Origin of the sequence: Abyssisolibacter fermentans, from assembly GCF_001559865.1 — a bacterium.
Lineage (GTDB): Bacteria > Bacillota > Clostridia > Tissierellales > MCWD3 > Abyssisolibacter > Abyssisolibacter fermentans.
In genome coordinates this window covers 1-17000 of the sequence record NZ_LOHE01000089.1, presented here as the reverse complement: position 1 = coordinate 17000, position 17000 = coordinate 1, and the positions used below count along the sequence as shown (strand labels likewise).

Below are 17000 nucleotides of genomic sequence, written 5' to 3'. Positions count from 1 at the left end.
AAAGCTATACATGGTGGACATGTTGGCGACAAGCAATTTGGAGCATTAGCTACTCCAGTATACAGAACTTCTACATTTGTGTTTGAATCTGCAGAGCAAGGTGGAAAAAGATTCGCATTAGAAGAACCTGGATATATATACTCTAGACTTGGAAATCCAACAAACACAGAAGTTGAAGAAAAAGTAGCTATTCTTGAAGGAGCAGAAGCTGCTGTATCTACTGCATCTGGAATTGGTGCTATTTCATCATCTTTATGGGCAGCATTAAAAGCTGGAGATCATGTTGTTGCTTCAGATACTCTTTATGGATGTACTTTTGCATTATTAAACCATGGTCTTACAAGATTCGGCGTTGAGGTTACTTTCGTAGACGTTGCAAATTTAGAAGAAGTAAAAAATGCAATGAAACCAAATACAAGAGTTGTTTACTTAGAAACTCCTGCTAACCCAACATTAAAAATTACAGACATTGAAGCAGTTGCTAAAATAGCTCATGAAAATGAAAATTGTTTAGTATTCGTTGATAACACTTTCTGTACTCCATATATTCAACAACCATTAAAGCATGGAGCTGATGTTGTTCTTCACTCAGCAACAAAATATTTAAATGGACACGGAGATGTAGTAGCTGGATTTGCAGCTGGTAAATTAGATTTCATTAACCAAGTTAGATTGTTTGGTGTTAAAGATATGACTGGTTCAGTATTAGGACCTGATGATGCTTATTTAATATTAAGAGGAATGAAAACTCTAGAATTAAGAATGGAAAAACATTGTGCAAATGCAATTAAAGTTGCTGAATTCTTAGAAGCTCATCCAGCAGTTGATAAAGTATATTATCCAGGATTAAAAAGCTTTGAGTACTATGATATAGCTAAGAAGCAAATGAAATTACCAGGTGCTATGATAGCTTTCGAATTGAAAGGTGGAGTAGAAGAAGGTAGAGTAGTAATGAACAATGTACATTTAGCTATACTTGCAGTAAGTTTAGGAGACGCAGAAACATTAATTCAACATCCAGCATCAATGACACACTCTCCATACACAGCTGAAGAAAGAGCTGCTGCAGGAATCAGTGATGGTTTAGTAAGATTATCTGTTGGTCTTGAAGATGCAGATGATATAATAGCTGATATGAAACAAGCTTTAGATTTAATTGTTAAATAATCTGGAATAAAGATTTAATTTAAACTCAATTCTAGTAATTGGGGGCTGGTATCCCCCGATTACAATTATAGGTAAAAAAACATCATAACAAATCATTTTTTACTTTGAAATATTAAGTCCCAGATTATTCATAAAATCGAACACTATAAGTAGATAACTAAAATATATTACATTTCTAAAGTAATTTGTTTATAATACATCTATTTAAATCTAAACAATTTAATTGGTCTAACAATTTAGAAATATTCGACATATTATATAAAATAACATGAATCATCTGGGTTATTTTCTAATTAATTTTATTAACTTAAGACTCACACATGTATTAAAGAAACATATATACAAAGGAGGAAATTAAATAATGAACGAAAAGCAAAACAAAATAAAGGCGAGTGGAATAGCCTTGATACCTTTTATAGTATTTATTGGTGTTTATTTAGGAAGTGGTATTTTTCTTCAATTAAAAGGTGTAGAAATGGCATTTTATCAGTTCCCAGCACCAGTAGCTGTATTTTGCGGAATTATAGTAGCATTTATTTTATTAAAAGGGACTATTAATGAAAAATTTGAATCTTTTGTCAAAGGCTGTGGAAATCCAGATATAATCATTATGTGTACAATTTATTTATTAGCTGGAGCGTTCGCTGCTGTAGCTAAATCTATGGGTGGTGTTGATTCAACTGTTAACTTAGGTTTAACTTATATTCCACCACAATTCGTAATGGCAGGATTATTTGTTATTGCAGGATTTATATCTATAGCAACAGGAACTTCAGTTGGAGCAATAGCAGCTTTAGGACCAATTGCTGTTGGAGTTGCTGCAAAAGCAGGATTATCATTACCTCTTACATTAGCTGCTGTATGTGGTGGAGCTATGTTTGGTGATAACCTTTCTGTAATATCTGATACAACTATCGCTGCTACTAGAACTCAAGGTTGTGAAATGAGAGATAAGTTTAAGGTAAATATTTTTATAGCGGCACCTGCTGCAATAGTAACAATTGTATTATTATTAATATTTGGTCATCCAGAAACTATACCTACAATGCAAGCTTATGATTTTAACATAATAAAAGTATTACCATATTTATTCGTATTAATCTTAGCTTTAGTTGGTGTAAACGTATTTGTAGTATTAACAGGTGGTATATTCTTAGCAGGTATCATTGGTCTTGCTTACGGAGATTTAACACTTTTATCATTTGCACAACAAACTTTTACTGGATTTACTAACATGACTGATATTTTCTTATTATCACTACTTACTGGTGGACTTGCAGAACTTGTTACAAAAGCTGGTGGAATTCAATTCTTGTTAAATAAAATCCAAAAGATGATAAAAGGAAAGAAATCGGCAGAGATTGGTATTGCTGCACTAGTTTCATTAACGGATGCCGCAGTTGCTAATAATACAGTTGCTATTATAATAAATGGACCTATAGCAAGAGAACTTTGTGAAAAATATAAAGTGGATCCTCGTAGAAGTGCGTCTTTACTAGATACTTTTTCATGTGTATTACAAGGACTTATTCCTTATGGAGCACAAATGCTTATATTAACAAGTTTTGCAAAGGGCTCAGTATCTCCAATGGACGTTATTCCATTACTTTGGTACCAACAACTTCTTGTAGTATCTGCTATAGCATCTATCTTTATACCGTTTGCTGATAAATTAATCAAAAAAGAGCCATGGAATTGGGATAAAGAAAAAAAAGCTGTATAATAAAAAAATATATATAGCAAGATATATTAATAATATTTAACCTTGATTATTCAAATCACTCTCCATAATATGCTGCAAAAGTTAAGCAGCCTAAAATTCAATTAGAATAGAATCGGAGTTTCAGTAATAGAGATTATTTATTTATCAATAATTAATCTAGGTTTATATAGGATCAAATCGGTATACTGATTTGATCCTATATTTTTAATTACTATTTTAATATATATATAAATGTAATTTCTGTTATAGAGAGGGTAACATTTACTTAAATATTCATCTTTAAATATTGATTATTCATATAACTCCATATAATGTAAAGTATAATTTTAATTATTGTGAATCTAAAGCTTATTCAATGGATTGGTAGTTTATCCATTAGAAGAATTAGGTTTATGAATAATCTTGGTTAAATAAATCATACTACTCGTTTTTGTAAAAGGAGAGGTTTTTATGAAAATCAAAAAGACTATGAGATTACAAATTTCTTTATTACTTTCTTTAGCAGTAATAATTCCTACTATTGTAATATCAAGCTTAAGTTATTACATTAGTAATAAAAATCAAATTGAAGATTTTCAAAATATAATGATTAGTCAAGCTCGAAATATATCATCAGTAATCACTGCTACAATCGAGTATAATAAAGAGGTAATAGATACTTTAGCGAATAATAGTAGTGTAAAGAAGGTATTCACGAATCTGGATTATGAAGAGTCAATGATGTCATACTTTTATGATGTAAGGAATGCTCACAAAGACATTACAACAATATTTTTTGGACAAATTAATGGTGTACATTATGCTACTGTAGATAAAATACCAGACGGTTATGATCCTAGAACGAGAACTTGGTACAAAGAAGCAGTAGCAAATAAAGGGCAAGTTATTGTAACTATTCCTTATGAAGATGTAAACAAAAAAGGTAGATATGTTGTAACTATTGCCAAAGCTGTAGTAGGTGAGTCTGGTAAAATAGAAGGGGCTGTAGGAGCAGATATAACCTTAAATTCATTATCAGAAATAGTTTCGCAGGTTAAAATAGGTGATAATGGTTTTACAACAATAATAGATGAAAAAGGAAATGTTTTAGCATCTAAAAATAGTGATTTTATTGGAAAAAAAGCTAGTGATAAAGAATGTGTATGGATAAATGATATTATAGAAGGGAATATTTCCAATAATGAAATACAAATAAATAATGAAAATTATAAAATAAATATTTTAAAAGACGAGAAAACAAATTATACTATTGCATCATTTATACCTGTAGATGAGTTTAATAGCAGAAATATAAGATTAAGGAATTCAATTTTATTAATAATAGTTATTTTCTTAATACTAGCCCTAATTGCTGGCAATTATTTTGGGATAAAAATTTCTAAATCTATTAATAACATAGTTGGAATAATTAAAAAACTGGGCAGTGGAGATTTTACATTAAAAGTTAATAATAGAAAAGGTGACGTAGAAGAATTAAAAATAATAGGAAATTCCTTTAATATTATGACTGAAGATATAAAAACAGTAATAGAGAATATAAAGGATTCTTCGCTTAAACTGAAAACGTCCTCAGATAATATGTTATCTGCTACACAAGAATCTAATGATGCTACAGAAGAGATAGCCCAAACTGTACAAGATATTTCTGAAAGTGCTTTACGACAAGCACAGGGTTTAAATATTACTACAGATGCTATGGGGGCTCTAGATAAAGAAGTGGATACAAGCGTAAATAAAGGAGATTTAATACTTAAAGCTTCACAAAATGCTAAAGTAGCAGCTGATAAAGGAATAGAAGTAATGAAAGCACTAAAAGAAAGTTATTTAAAGAATACAAATGCTACTGATAGAACATTAAAAGAAATTGAAAAGCTTGCAGAAAGTTCAAATGAGATAATAAATATTACTAATACACTATCAGAAATAACAAATCAAACAAATTTATTAGCACTAAATGCCAGTATAGAAGCAGCTAGAGCTGGAAAGCAGGGAGATGGTTTTGCTGTAGTGGCTAATGAAGTTAGAAAACTAGCGGAAGATTCAGCAAAATCTGCTGATAGAATAAATTTAGTATTAACAACAATGCAGCAAAACATCACCTTAGTTCTTGAAGACATTAAAGAAAGTAAAAATTTAAATGATTTAACTGAGAAAAGCATAGAAAAAACTGATTCAAGTTATATGAATATAATAAATGAAATACAATCATTAACACATAATATTGAAGATATATATTCATCTCTCAATGAAGTTGCTTCAAGTAAGGAAGTATCAGTAAAAAATGTACTGGAAGTTTCAGATTTAGCACAAGTAATCGCATCATCAACACAGCAAACGAGTGCTGCTATAGAAGAACAATCTGCAAGTTTGCAGCAGATAGTTAACTTTGCTGATAATTTAAATTTGTTAGCTGATAATTTAGATGAGCTAATTTCAAAATTTGAGATATAAATGCATTGTATATCTTTAATATCTAGTAAGTTGATTATTCACAGGAGTTTAGTTACATATATTAGCGTTGAACTTTACTTATTGAAATAATGTGAGAGTCAAAAATATTTTTGACTCTCACAATTTTATAAAAGAAAATAGTTTATGCACCTTTATTATTAATAAGATGATATGAAGTAGTTTCAGCTATTTCAGAAAGTGTATTAAATACAAAATCCAAATCTTCATAACTTGTCCTATGATTAGAGAAACAAGCTCTTATAGCTACTTTTCCATTAACGACTGCTTGAGACAGAAAAGCCTTACCACTTAATTCTAATTCTTTTACTATATTACTTTGAACCTCGTTTAACTGTCTATCACTACATTCTGAATTAGGAACGTACCTAAAACATACAGCTGATGTTTGAGTAGGACAGAGGAGCTCCCATTTATCAGATTTGTCTATTAAATCAGTAAATTCTTGAGATAAATCTAAATTTTGGTCTATTATTTCTGATAGTTTATTAATACCATAAGCTCTAAATGCAAACCAAATTTTGAATGCTCTAGACATACGTGTGAATTGGATGCCATAATTCATGTACTCTATAGGATCATCAGCATCATATTCTTTATCACTAACTCTATAGGTATTATAAAGGTGCTCTCTATCTTTTATTAGAACACAACCTACTTCAACAGGTATAAAAAACCACTTATGAGGATCAGTTGATATAGAATCAGCTTTTTCTATTCCTTTCATAAGTTTTTTTCCTCTTTCAGTCAGTATAGCGCCTCCAGCATATGCTGCATCTATATGCAGCCATATATTTTGTTCATTACAAAAATCTGCAATACCATCAATATTGTCTACAGCACCTTCATTTGATGTTCCTGCTTGTGCTACAACACAGAACGGATCATAGCCTAATTTTCTATCTTCTTCTACTTGTTTTTTTAATTTATTAATATCCATTTTAAAATTACTATCAACTGGTATTTTCCTAATAAAATTACTGCCTATTCCAAGAACACTTACAGCAGTATCTATAGATTTGTGACTCACACTTGACGTATATACTACAAGGGGCTTATTTGCGCCTTGTAGACCTTTCTTCATACTTCCCGGTAGATGAGCTTCCCTTGCAACAGAAAGGGCTGTTAATGTCCCTGTAGAGCCGCCACTTACTAAAATTCCTCCACTTTTATCATTGTAACCAAACATATCAGCAAACCAAGATATGACAGTTTCTTCAATAACAGTAGCAGCAGGTCCTGATTTAAAACAGAATGGAACTTGATTTAAACCAATATTTAAGATCTCACCAATTGTTCCAGCAGGAGAAGGGCTTGTAATAATCCATGATAAGAATTTAGGATTTCCTATCTTAGTACAATAAGGAACAATATTTTTCTTCACATCATCAATTACATTTTCAACACCAATACCATCTAAAGGCATTTGACTTGAAATTATATCATATAGTTCTTCGCGTTTTATATTAGGAATAACAGGTTCATTTGAAATGTTTTTTATATATTCTTCTACAACATTGATTGCTTTATTTAAGCATATATCAATATTTTCTATATCTAAAGATTTTGATTGCATTGTTTTTCCTCGACTTTCTATTGTAATATTCAAAGTGATTTAATTAGCAAATTATTTTGGTAGTTTTAAAATTAATTATAGGTAAAAACATCTAAACAAAGTCGATAGAGTTATTATATCGTATATTGCATGATAAATAAATATGTATTTTTTCAAGATACGACAAATTATTTAACTGATAACATTATATACCAAAGAAATATTTGAATTGGTATGTTTAAGAATAAATACTATGAATAATCTGGGGTTAAATATATTAACAAAATTTTATGTTTATAAAAAACAATTAAGGTGTGCTATATATAAGGGAAAAGAATAGAGAGTATAAAAAAATGAATTTATAAAGTTTGTATTAATCCATATAAGTTTGAATGATAAATAAAATTGTGATATAAATAAGATATAATTTCTATGTGTAAATTATAAAAAATATGGGATAATGTGGAGGGGGTATTATATGAGTAGCTTAACAAGAGAGGAAATTATAAAAAGTATAGTAGATGTGCTAAAGCCTTTAGATTTTGTATATGCAATGTGGCAGTGTGGTTCAGCTGCTTTTGGAAGAGTAGATGAATGGTCAGATATAGATATAGTTGTTGATGTAGAAGATGATAAAACAAGAGAAATATTTAAATACATAGATACTGTTTTAGAATCCTTATCTGGAGTAGAGAACTATTTTGAATCACCTCAACCTATGTCACCTGGTGGTTATCAGAAAGTATATAGATTAAAAAATGTCAGCAAATTTCTTGTTGTTGAGATTTGCGCAGTGATGCACAGTAGTACTAACAAATTCTTAAAAAAAGAAATACATGGAGATGTTTTTGTTAACTTTGACAAAGATAAGGTGACTGAGGTAATGCCTATTGACAAAAGGGAATTTGCAAAAAAACTTGATCATAGATTAAAGCAGATTGAAAATCTAGTAAAGATATATGGAGTATTAGTAGAAAAAGAATTAAATAGACATAATTATATTGAAGCTTTTGCTTTTTATCAAAATTTTACTCTAAATCCATTGATAGAGGTTTTGAGAATTAAACACAGTCCATATAGATATAACTTTAGAATAAGATATGTATATTATGATTTTCCTAAAGATATTGTTAAGAAACTTGAAGAGCTTTATTTCATAAAAGATGGTGATGATTTAAAAGTAAAATATGAAGAAACAAAAAAATGGTTAGATGAATTAATTGGAGAAGTTAAGAAAATTAATCTAGAAGAAAATCTAAATATAAAGAGTAGCTTGAAAAGGGATTAAAATCATTGATTATTTTATAGTTTTTAACCAGAACTGTTTAATGTTGAACACACATAGCGATATTTTACATTATATTATTAGATATTATATTCTAAACTTAACTGCACCTCGTATTAACGGGGTGTTTTATTTATTTAATGGCTTTAGCCAGCTTCTTGCAAAACGTGCGAAACTATAAACCATACTTTATGCGGGTGCGAAAACGAAATTATACAAAAAAATCACCTTTCCGTTATAATAGAGTTGTTCAAGCTACTAAAATAACGAAAGGAAAGGTGATTTTGATGGCAAATAAAGCAAATAGTTTAGCACATACAAAATGGATGTGTAATCATATTGTATTCACTACTAAGTATAGACGAAAAATTGTATATAATCAATACAAAGAAAGCCTTAGTCTTTTAATGTGTAGTAAAAGTGACAATGACGTAGTGGCTTAAACTTAGTTAAAACTAGTATCTTTAGGCGTTGGTTGGTAACAGCCACTTATAGGGGTAGAGCAAATCAACATTTTAACAATTTACAATTGTCCATAAAATATAAAACTTTTTTATTTATATTGTACTGATATATTGACATATACTTGAGTGTATCATATAATTGATAGTAATTCCTACAAAAACACTAGGATATAAAAAGGAGTGTAATAAACATGAGTAAAGTTGTAAATTCAATAGAAGAATTAATTGGAAATACTCCAATTATTAAGTTAAATAAAGTAGTAGAAGAAGATATCGCTGATGTCTATGTTAAACTAGAATGGTTTAATCCAGGTAGCAGTATAAAAGATAGAGTTGCATTAAATATGATTGAAAATGCAGAAAAAGAAGGGAAAATAAAACCAGGAGATACACTGATTGAACCAACAAGTGGAAATACGGGTATAGGTCTAGCTATGATAGGAGCATCAAAAGGTTACAATATAATTATGGTAATGCCTGAAAATATGAGTATAGAACGTCAAAAGCTTTTAAAAGCTTTTGGTGCAGATATAATATTAACACCTGCAGCTTTAGGTATGGATGGAGCAATTAACAAAGCTAAAAAGCTTGCTGATGAAAATAATTATTTTATGCCCCAACAATTTAGTAACCCTGATAATCCTGATATTCATAGAAAAACAACTGCCCTAGAGATTATTGATGCATTGGGAACTGATATAGATGCTTTTGTAGCAGCTGTAGGAACAGGTGGAACATTGACTGGATGCTCAGAAGTATTAAAAGAAAGAATTCCTAAAATTGAGATAGTTGCAGTTGAACCAATGAATTCAGCTGTTTTATCAGGAGAAAAAAAAGGAGCACATAAAATACAAGGTATAGGAGCTGGTTTTATACCTGATGTATTAAATACAGAGATAATTGATGAAATAGAAAAAATAACAGATGATGAAGCATTAGAGATGGCTAGAAGAGTAGCGAAAGAAGAAGGCATATTAGTAGGAATTTCAACAGGAGCTTCAATAACAGCAGCAATAAAAGTTGCTAAAAAACTAGGTAAAGGGAAGAAAGTATTAACTATTTCACCTAGCTGCGGAGAAAGATATTTGAGTACTCCATTATTTAATAACTTATAATAGAATGGTGGTCATTAAATAGTTATTATCAAAAATTAACAATAAATGCATCGTATAAAAAATGTTTAAAAATTATCATGAATAGTGTATAATTGATAAGTGACTAAAATTGCACAATAATTTGTGCAATTTTTTAAGTTGTAGATAAATTTATTGTTGGGTAGATAAAATCTACATTAAAAAATCTGAAAATGAAATTTTGTTTTAATTTATAGAAAATTCAAGAATTGGAAGGAGGAAGTTATACAAATAATAGTGTATAACGAATATAAATTTGATTACAGTTACAGGTGTAGGATTAAGATTTGGAGGAAAAAAATTATTTGAGGATGTAAATGTTAAATTTACTCCAGGAAATTGTTACGGTGTAATAGGCGCTAACGGGGCAGGAAAATCAACTTTTTTAAAAATTCTATCAGGTGAGATAGAGCCAAATGAAGGAAATATTTCGATTTCCCCAGGTGAAAGATTAGCAGTATTAAAGCAAAATCACTTTGAGTTTGATGAGTTTACTGTTTTAGATACAGTTATTATGGGTCATAAGAGACTATATGACATCATGAAAGAAAAAGATGCTCTATATCAGAAGCCTGATTTTAGTGATGATGATGGTATTAAAGCAGCAGAATTAGAAGTTGAATTTGCAGAATTAGATGGATGGGATGCTGAAACTAATGCTGAAAAATTATTAGTTGGTTTAGGTATTAATAAGTCAATTCACTCAAAAACGATGCAGGAATTAAAAGGTAGCGAAAAGGTAAAAGTTCTTTTAGCTCAGTCGTTGTTTGGAGATCCGGATATATTATTATTAGATGAGCCTACTAACCATTTAGATTTTAAAGCAGTTCATTGGTTACAAGAATTTTTAATAGAATATAATAAAACAGTTATAGTTGTTTCGCATGACAGACATTTTTTAAATACAGTATGTACTCATATGTTAGATATTGATTTTGGAAAGGCAAAACTATTTGTAGGGAACTATGATTTTTGGTATGAATCAAGTCAATTAGCATTAAGATTAATGAGAGAACAAAACAAGAAAAAAGAAGAAAAAATAAAAGAATTACAATCTTTTATAGCTAGATTTAGTTCTAATGCATCAAAAGCAAGACAAGCAACATCTAGAAAGAAGCTATTAGATAAGATTACCCTAGATGATATTCAACCGTCATCAAGAAAGTATCCTTTTGTAGGCTTTACTCCTTTAAGAGAGGCAGGAAGAGATATTTTATCTGTAGATGGAATATCTAAAACTATTAATGGAGTAAAAGTATTAGACAATATTACATTTACACTAAATAAAGGAGAAAAGGTTGTTTTATTAGGAAGAAATGAAGCAGCAAAAACAACTCTATTCAGAATTTTAATGGGTGAAATTGAGCCAGATGAAGGTACATTTAAATGGGGTGTTACAACAACGACAGCATATTTACCAAAAGACAATTCACGATATTTTGAAGGTTCTGATTTTAGTTTGATAGATTGGCTAAGACAATACTCAGAGGAAAAATCAGAAACCTTTATTAGAGGCTTTTTAGGGAAGATGCTATTTTCAGGAGATGAACCATTAAAGACGGTAGATGTTCTTTCTGGAGGAGAAAAAGTTAGGTGCATGTTTTCAAAACTAATGCTTTCAGGAGCAAATGTTTTAATACTAGATGAGCCAACAAACCATTTAGACTTAGAATCAATTCAATCAGTGAATAATGGGCTGATAGATTTTAAAGGTACAATGTTATTTACATCTCATGACCATAAATTCATACAAACAATAGCTGATAGAGTTATTGAAATAACACCAAAAGGAATAATAGATAAGAAAACTACATTAGAAGAATTTTTGGAAGATGAAGAATTACAAAACAAAATTGATAGTATGTATGAATAAAGCTGAGTTGTAAACAATAAATTATATGCTGATGAAACCACTTTTTATACTTGAGTGGTTTTTTTATATACTAGGGAAGTTTTATTTTTGCAACAAGAGTTCAAAAATTGTTAAATAACTATGGTAAACTTTGAGTGAAATATGGCTCAATGTTTTTGTGTTGAAGCTATACAAAACATTTTAAAAAATACAATAGAAGGTAATGAATATAAAAGTGTAGAATATTTAATAAAAGAATTTTAAAGGTGGTAAATAAATGGGTAAAAGTAAGGTTTACGCTGTTAGAAAAGGTAGAGAAACAGGAATATTTAAGACTTGGGCAGAATGTCAAAAATCAATTAGTGGATTTTCGGGTGCAGAATATAAAAGTTTTACAAGTATTGAAGAAGCGAAAAGATTTTTAGATAATGGAGTTAAAGATATTGAATATAAAACAATTGAAGAGTTAGATAGTGATGAAATGATTGCATATGTAGACGGTAGCTATGATAAAAATGAGAAGTGGTACAGCTACGGAGTCATAACTTTTTTTAATGGCAACAGAAAAGATTTTTCGGATAAAAGTAATGATTTAAGGTTAGTAGATATGAGGAATGTAGCAGGAGAACTAGAAGGAGCAAAAAAAGCAATGAGATATGCTCTTGAAATGAATGCAAAAAGGCTTTATTTGCATTATGATTATGAAGGCATTGAAAAATGGGCAAATCTTTCATGGAAAGCTAATAAAGAAGGAACTAAAGAATATCAGAGTTTTTGTAATGAAATTTCTAAAGATTTAGAAGTTATATTTATCAAAGTAAAAGCACATTCAGGAGATAAATATAATGAAGAGGTCGATCAATTAGCTAAAGATGTTCTATTCAAAAAAGAAAAAAAACAGTTTATGGAGCAAAAAATAAGAAAGAATGATATAGAAAGCAGTAAAATGAATAGCAGCTCGATTTCACCCGTATTTAATATACCAATTGCTAATGGTGAATATATAAATACTAAAAATATAACAAAAGAATTTAAATTGAAGTGGAAAAAAATGAGAAAAAACATCAAAGATATTGAAGATTTGAAGATTGTATTAGATATTAAAGATAGTGATAACTTAAGAGCTGTTTTTATTGTAGAAACAATTGAAGGAAAAGAAGAAGTTATTATAAATTTATAAGTGTAGATAGTTGCAAAACAAAAATTTGAAAATAATGTGTAAATAACATAAATTTTTTAGCTCATAAGTTTTGGGCGAGGGGAACCATCTCATAATCTTTGACGGCTGGGCAAGAGCCTGTTTTGAGTAGAGAACCAAAATCTATGATTTTGTGTGAATCACTTACTCCTAGGAACGCAGTGAGTAGAGAGCAACTTCTTTATTTAAGAAAGAGCGATGAAGAAACGAACTCTTGAAGTCACGCTTTCAAAGAAACATGAGATGTTTCCCTAGTAGCTATATTGGTATTTTTTACAACTGTTTTATGGGGGAAACTGAGTTGCTTCATAGCATGTAAACATTGTAATTATATATAGGTGTAGAGTTTTGCAACTAACTAATTTATAAATGTAACAGGGGAGTTATAATCTGATATTAATAGGGGGAAGATTATATGTTTATAAAAGTATTAGAATGTTTTTTAGCTGTAATTTTTTGCGTACCATTATATGCTATTCTTGTTTATCAATATTTTAATCCTAAAGAGAGTTATTTATTTGGGAAAAGATGGATGTACAAGGACAGAGATGTAGAAGTAACTGATGAGTTTATAAGTTTCTGTAAAAAAAGTGCAATAATTGCAATTGTAGTAACAACATTTTTCTTAATAACTATAATATATTCAATTTTTAATTGATTTCTATATATAAATTTACATATTAAATATGATAAACTTACTTTATTAAGAATGACTTTAAAATTCATAATGGAATAGATGTAATATTCAGCAATTTATTTCAATTACAATACTTGTTAATACATTAATATTAAAATGGGGGGATATCAATGCATAAGCAATATGTTGACATGTTAATATGTCCAGAGTGTCATGGTAAGTTAGAATGGGATATTAAAGAAGAAAGCGAAGAAAGAATCATAAATGCATCAATACATTGTAGAGAATGTAAATGCAAGTATGAAGTTAGAGATGAAATAGCAGTTTTTCTTACTAACAGTCTTTCTAGAAATGATTTATGGCAGAAAAATGAAAGTGGTTTAGAGAAATATTTTAAAGAATACCCGCAAGTTTATGAGAAACTAATGAATACACCCGAAGAAGAGCTTGGTGGTGCAGATTATTGGCTTAAGGCTTCTTGTTTAGAGATGAAAGGCGATTATGAAAGAAGCTGTAAGATGTTTCAAAATGCTTTTGAAAAAATTTACACTAAGGACTATATTGATGGTTGGAAGAGCCAAATGAATTATATACTAGATAGTGTTAAAAAACAAAATAAACCTGTTGTAGATATTGCAAGTGGAAAAGGCTATCTTGTAGAAAAATTATTAAAGGAAACCAACAATTATGTTGTTGCAACTGATTTTAGTCCAAACATACTATCTAGGAACAAGGAATATTATACATTTAAAGGTTTATATGATAAATTAAGCTTAATAGCCTTTGATGCAAGGAAGACTCCATTTAAAGATGCTTCAATTGAAACAATGACCAGTTACCTGGGGCTTCAAAATATTGAAAGTCCAGGAGATGTTATAAAAGAGATGTGTAGAATTACAAAAGGTAAATTTATGCCTATAATGCTTTTTATTAATAAAAACGATAAGGTTCATATGGATTTAATGGGAAATGATGCTTATGCTACTAGAGAAAATGCAGTTTCAACATTTAATAAATATGATTGGAATGTCCAGATAAAAAATTCGTATTTAGCAGATATAAAACCAACACCTGTAGGGATAATAATAGAAGGTGGCAGAATTGATGGATTCCCATTAAATGAAACAAAAATTGAGTTTTGTACTATTGTTGCAGAGAAATAATATTTTTTAAAGATAATAGATGACAATGGGATTTTTGCTTGTCATCTTTTTCATTAATACGCATATACAAAATATAATGATATATCTTAAAGTAATGTAAAAGTTAAAGAGGTGAACAAATGAATAAAACAATAGGTGTACTTGCTCATGTTGATGCAGGAAAAACAACGTTTTGTGAGCAGTTACTATATCATACAAATAGTATAAAACAAAGAGGACGTGTAGATCATCAAAATACATTTTTAGATACACATGATATAGAAAAAAAACGAGGCATAACTGTTTTTTCTGATCAAGCAATAATATCTAATAAAGATTCAAAATATTACTTAGTAGATACTCCCGGCCATGTTGATTTTTCACCTGAAATGGAAAGAGCAATAAAAGTTATGGATTATGCTATTATTATAGTTAGTGCAGTTGAAGGTGTACAGGGGCATACTGAGACTGTTTGGCAGTTACTTGAAAAACATAATATTCCTACATTCTTTTTTATAAATAAAACTGATAGAGTGGGAGCAGACGTAGAAGGTGTTATAGATGAAATAGCTGAGAATTTAACTGGTGATGTATGTTACATAAAGGACAATCTGAAAAATGGTAATATAAAAGAAGATTTAATAGAGTTTATGGCAGAAAGAGATGAAAAGTTATTTGAAAAATATTTAGAAGAAGACTATAATTTTGAAATTTGGTTGATTTCATTAAGAACTATGATAAAAGATAATAAAGTATATCCATGCATGAGTGGATCTGCATTACATGATGAAGGTATAATTGATTTTTTTGAGAATTTAGATTTACTATCTTATACTAAATATTTAGAAAAAGAGAAGTTAGCTGGCAGAGTTTATAAAATTAAGTATGATGAAGAAGGAGTAAGAATAACATTTTTAAAAATAATAAGTGGCCAGTTAAACGTAAGAGATGAAATAAACTATATTGATGGTGAAATCAAAATTTGCGAGAAAATAACTCAGATAAGAGCATACAATGGTGGCAAATATATAAATGTGAATAATGCAAAAGCTGGGGAACTTATTGCAGTTACTGGTCTTTCACAAGTAAAAGCAGGGGATGGTTTAGGAAATTTAAAAGAAAAAGAACAGTATGAAAATATGACTACTTTAAGAGCTAAAGTAATATTTGATCCAAAATTAAACCTTAAAGATGTTTTAAAAGTTTTCAAGATACTTAACATAGAAGATCCATCATTAAATGTTACTTGGCAGGAAAAACTGGAAGAAATCCACATCCACGTAATGGGAGTTATTCAGCTAGAAGTGTTAGAGCAACTGATAAAAAATCGATTTGGCTATAACGTAACCTTTGGGACTCCAGAGATTTTATATAAAGAAACAGTTGATTCAACTACTATAGGTTATGGACATTTTGAGCCATTACGTCACTATGCAGAAGTGCATATAAAAATAGAACCAAATAAAAGAGGAAAAGGTATAGTATTTGAAAATGTATGTCACCCAGATATGCTAACAGTCGGTAATCAGAATTTAATAAAACGACATATATACGAAAGAGAGCACCATGGATTATTGACAGGGTCATCATTAACTGATTTGAAAATAACATTATTAACGGGCAGATCACATAATAAACATACTAGTGGTGGCGATTTTAGACAAGCTACTTATAGAGCATTAAGACAGGGATTAGAGAAAGCTAAGAATGTATTACTAGAACCTTATTATGACTTTAAGATAAAAGTTGAACAAGATTATATGGGAAGAGTTTTGTCTGATATACAAAAGAATTGTGGAACATTTGATTCTCCTAAAACAGTAGGAAATAATGTTGTTATAACAGGAAGAGTTCCGGTTGCAACATTTATGGATTACAGCAAACAACTTACATCATTTACCAAAGGAAAAGGGAAAATCAATCTTAAATTTAGTGGCTATGATTGTTGCCATAATGAACAAGACGTTATAGAAAGAATAGGATATAATAAATCAGCAGATCCAGAGTATACTTCTTCATCTATATTTTGCTCTAAGGGTAAAGCATATACAGTAACGTGGGATAAATGCGAGGAAGAGATGCATTGTTTATAAATGAACACAATACAAATTATATTGTGTTCATTTTAGTAAAAAGAGATTGTTTCCTCAACGTTTTTAAAAGGTTAAAAGAAACAAGCTCATGAAAAACAATACTATGTAACAAGGGAAGTGATATGCAGTATTCAACAACAAAATTGGAAAGAAAATACACGAAATTATTTACATACCCTAAATTTTATACTCATTAGTATTGAAAAAACCTTGTAGCAAGTATCTACTACAAGGTTTAAATAAATCAATTCCAGATAAATTGGTAATATAAATTAATCTGTG

General features: G+C 29.5%; 11 protein-coding genes and 1 pseudogene. 11 read left to right on the top strand and 1 reads right to left on the bottom strand.

Features of this window, described 5'->3' with window-relative positions; all coding sequences use genetic code 11:
- The 3 genes from megL to AYC61_RS17180 form a co-directional block, all read left to right on the top strand.
- Positions 1–1167: methionine gamma-lyase (gene megL / locus AYC61_RS17190; protein WP_066505624.1), on the top strand; the 1167-nt coding region annotated here is incomplete at its 5' end.
- A gap of 361 nt (positions 1168–1528) precedes the next feature.
- Positions 1529–2890 carry a Na+/H+ antiporter NhaC family protein gene (locus AYC61_RS17185; RefSeq protein WP_066505621.1) on the top strand — a complete coding sequence of 454 codons (1362 nt, stop codon included), beginning with the start codon at positions 1529–1531 and terminating at the stop codon, positions 2888–2890.
- A 450-nt stretch (positions 2891–3340) separates the two neighbouring features.
- Positions 3341–5341: a methyl-accepting chemotaxis protein gene (locus AYC61_RS17180; protein ID WP_066505620.1), complete on the top strand. Its 2001-nt coding sequence runs from the start codon at positions 3341–3343 to the stop codon at positions 5339–5341.
- A gap of 142 nt (positions 5342–5483) precedes the next feature.
- Here the strand turns inward: AYC61_RS17180 and AYC61_RS17175 are convergent, their stop codons facing one another.
- Positions 5484–6935 carry a pyridoxal phosphate-dependent decarboxylase family protein gene (locus AYC61_RS17175; protein ID WP_066505618.1) on the bottom strand — a complete coding sequence of 484 codons (1452 nt, stop codon included), beginning with the start codon at positions 6933–6935 and terminating at the stop codon, positions 5484–5486.
- Between the two features lie 457 nt (positions 6936–7392).
- Here AYC61_RS17175 and AYC61_RS17170 point away from each other — a divergent pair, with 457 nt between their 5' ends.
- The 8 genes and pseudogenes from AYC61_RS17170 (at position 7393) to AYC61_RS17140 (ending at position 16718) form a co-directional block, all read left to right on the top strand.
- Positions 7393–8202, top strand: coding sequence for a nucleotidyltransferase domain-containing protein (locus tag AYC61_RS17170; protein WP_066505615.1), 810 nt, complete (start codon positions 7393–7395; stop codon positions 8200–8202).
- Positions 8203–8486: 284 nt separating this feature from the next.
- Positions 8487–8597: pseudogene (locus AYC61_RS20810) on the top strand (IS200/IS605 family transposase); the annotation flags it as partial.
- Positions 8598–8854: 257 nt separating this feature from the next.
- Entirely contained in the window at positions 8855–9778 is a 924-nt protein-coding gene (gene cysK, locus AYC61_RS17165; RefSeq protein WP_066505612.1) for a cysteine synthase A, read from the top strand.
- Positions 9779–10052: 274 nt separating this feature from the next.
- On the top strand, positions 10053–11669 hold the full coding sequence (locus AYC61_RS17160) for an ABC-F family ATP-binding cassette domain-containing protein (protein ID WP_066505602.1): 1617 nt from the start codon (positions 10053–10055) through the stop codon (positions 11667–11669).
- A gap of 256 nt (positions 11670–11925) precedes the next feature.
- A complete protein-coding gene (locus AYC61_RS17155) occupies positions 11926–12828 on the top strand; it encodes a ribonuclease H1 domain-containing protein (protein ID WP_082760033.1) in 903 nt (300 codons plus the stop codon).
- Positions 12829–13261: 433 nt separating this feature from the next.
- Positions 13262–13504 carry a hypothetical protein gene (locus AYC61_RS17150; RefSeq protein ID WP_066505600.1) on the top strand — a complete coding sequence of 81 codons (243 nt, stop codon included), beginning with the start codon at positions 13262–13264 and terminating at the stop codon, positions 13502–13504.
- A 149-nt stretch (positions 13505–13653) separates the two neighbouring features.
- Positions 13654–14646 carry a methyltransferase domain-containing protein gene (locus AYC61_RS17145; protein WP_066505598.1) on the top strand — a complete coding sequence of 331 codons (993 nt, stop codon included), beginning with the start codon at positions 13654–13656 and terminating at the stop codon, positions 14644–14646.
- 119 nt (positions 14647–14765) lie between these two features.
- Positions 14766–16718, top strand: coding sequence for a GTP-binding protein (locus tag AYC61_RS17140; RefSeq protein WP_066505595.1), 1953 nt, complete (start codon positions 14766–14768; stop codon positions 16716–16718).
- Positions 16719–17000: the final 282 nt, after the last annotated feature.

What these genes read in the sequence shown, in the direction of transcription:
- AYC61_RS17185 (WP_066505621.1), top strand. Translation starts at nt 1,529, where the DNA reads ATGAACGAAAAGCAAAACAAAATAAAGGCGAGTGGAATAGCCTTGATA.
- AYC61_RS17180 (WP_066505620.1), top strand. Translation starts at nt 3,341, where the DNA reads ATGAAAATCAAAAAGACTATGAGATTACAAATTTCTTTATTACTTTCT.
- AYC61_RS17175 (WP_066505618.1), bottom strand. Translation starts at nt 6,935, where the DNA reads ATGCAATCAAAATCTTTAGATATAGAAAATATTGATATATGCTTAAAT.
- AYC61_RS17170 (WP_066505615.1), top strand. Translation starts at nt 7,393, where the DNA reads ATGAGTAGCTTAACAAGAGAGGAAATTATAAAAAGTATAGTAGATGTG.
- cysK (WP_066505612.1), top strand. Translation starts at nt 8,855, where the DNA reads ATGAGTAAAGTTGTAAATTCAATAGAAGAATTAATTGGAAATACTCCA.
- AYC61_RS17155 (WP_082760033.1), top strand. Translation starts at nt 11,926, where the DNA reads ATGGGTAAAAGTAAGGTTTACGCTGTTAGAAAAGGTAGAGAAACAGGA.
- AYC61_RS17150 (WP_066505600.1), top strand. Translation starts at nt 13,262, where the DNA reads ATGTTTATAAAAGTATTAGAATGTTTTTTAGCTGTAATTTTTTGCGTA.
- AYC61_RS17145 (WP_066505598.1), top strand. Translation starts at nt 13,654, where the DNA reads ATGCATAAGCAATATGTTGACATGTTAATATGTCCAGAGTGTCATGGT.
- AYC61_RS17140 (WP_066505595.1), top strand. Translation starts at nt 14,766, where the DNA reads ATGAATAAAACAATAGGTGTACTTGCTCATGTTGATGCAGGAAAAACA.